The sequence below is a fragment of the Pseudomonas sp. VMV1 genome (assembly GCF_056790235.1).
Map to the genome: position 1 here is coordinate 1 of NZ_JBXGSE010000033.1, position 2,070 is coordinate 2,070.

The following is a 2,070-nucleotide window of genomic DNA, read 5'->3' on the forward strand; positions in this document are numbered from 1 at the left end:
CCTGTCCTGGCGACAGCGTAAAGGTCAGCGGAAATCCCCGGGCATCACAGAGCAGATGGAGCTTGGTACCCAGCCCACCACGGCTACGGCCCAACGCATGATCTAGCGGTTCGTCTGGGCCCCCTTTTTTCCACCTCCCGAGGCGGCTCGTGTCGCGCGAATTGTGGTGGAATCGATCCTCCAGGTGTCCAGGTCCAGATAACCATCCTGGCGCAGTTTCAAGTGCAGACGCGCCAGGATGCGCTCGAAGGTACCGTCGTCGCGCCAGTGTCGGAAGCACTGGTAGACCGTCTTCCAGGGACCGTAGCGCCCGGGCAGGTCACGCCATTTGGCACCCGAGCACAGGATCCAGAAGAGACCATTGAGCATTTGCCTATCATCACGGCGTGGGCGCCCCATCCTCTGGGGAGGGGAAACGATGTCTTCGATCAACGCCCACTGCTGATTCGAAAGCTCGTAACGCCCAGTCATGCCTGTCTCCATTGCCATCACAAGAACAAGCTAACAAACACGACTTTTCAGACAAGCTCTAGGTTTACACAGCTAGGCATTAACACCTGCGATCAGTCATTTGCACGGCCATTGGCGCTCATAAACATGAAGCGTTTCCCAGTCATGCAAGACCAAGCCCCCGTCCCGGGGGCTTGGTCCGTTGCAGACAAAGACTCAGCAAGCGGTCTTTCTCCTATCAAATATTTACAGGGTCAAAAGCGTGTCCGAGCAGGTCATTAATACTTGAGGATGGAACAGGCCGTCCGAATAGATAGCCCTGAGCAAAGTCGCATCCATTGTCAGCCAGCCAGCTGATGACTTGCTCATGCTCTACGCCTTCGGCCGTCACCTTCATGTTCAAGCTCTTGCCAAGAGCAAGGATCGCCTGGACTATTTCGTTTTGGACAGCTTTGGTCGAGTCTAAAAACGATCGGTCAATCTTGATCTTGTCTATGGATAACTGGGTCAGATGATAAAGCCCTGAGTAGCCGGTGCCGAAGTCATCAAGAGAAATGCTCACCCCCATCACATGCAAGGCCGACAAACTACGCTGTGCACTGGGAAGGTCTGCGACGAAGGCACTTTCGGTAATTTCGATTTCGAGTCGTCTGAGAGGAAAACTCCCTTGGTCAGCGACGGTTCTGATCCATTCTGGGAAATCGGGATCCTCGATCATGGAAGAAGTCACGTTGATTGCCAAGATTATCGATTGTGGCCAGTCGCGTGCGTCAGCAAACGCCTGTATCAATAGGCTCTCAGTTAACGGTTTGATCAACTGCAACTTCTCAGTCAGACCTATAAATGTATCAGGCATGACCGTCCCCCGCGTAGGATGCTGCCAACGTGCCAGAATTTCGAAGCCATGCAAACTTTGCTCCGGCAGCTTGACGAAAGGTTGATAAAAAGGCTGGATCTGATTGCCCGCAATCGCTGCGCGTAGCTCCTGCTCCAAAAGCGCTTGTTCTCGCTGCTCAGCCTCAAAACTGGCTTTGAAGAAATTAAATTCGGCCCCTCCGTCCTGCTTGCTTCGGTACATTGCTATGTCTGCACGCGGTAAGAGCGACTCTGGTGTCGATCCGTCCACTGGAGCCACTGCGATACCCATGGATGCGGTGATTTGGATCGCTGGCCATCCATTAATGGGCCGTGAGATGCGTTGAAGCAAGTCTTCGGCCGCAACAGCTAGGTCGGCACGACTAAAATCCCCAGTGATCGTCACAGCAAATTCATCACCGCCTAGCCGAGCCAAAGCCACCTGCCGCCCTACAGTAACTTCCCGCAGACTTTCCGCGACAGCGCAGATGGCGGCATCGCCAGCAGCATGCCCGGCGCGATCATTTATACTTTTGAAGTTGTCGAGGTCGATCAGGAAGATAGCCGTGCTCTGCGGTTCCCGAAGCACATGCGTGAGGTGCTCACCGAAAGCGCGGCGATTGAGCAGTCCTGACAATGGGTCATAGCGGGCAAGGCCATCGCTATGCATCTGGGCTTCCAACAAGTCAACATAGCTGCGGCGCAACCGCCTAAGCAGGCGATGGACCAGTATGAGCGGAACAACCATAGCCAGCACTGCAAAAC

Annotated in this window: 1 protein-coding gene and 1 pseudogene; both read right to left on the reverse strand. The window is 54.4% G+C overall.

What is annotated here, in order from left to right; translation table 11 throughout:
• Positions 1-471, reverse strand: a pseudogene (locus ACUCV0_RS24000) (IS5 family transposase); the annotation flags it as partial.
• A 217-nt stretch (positions 472-688) separates the two neighbouring features.
• Positions 689-2,070 (reverse strand): putative bifunctional diguanylate cyclase/phosphodiesterase (locus ACUCV0_RS24005; protein ID WP_482213927.1); only part of this gene is annotated, 1,382 nt, incomplete at its 5' end.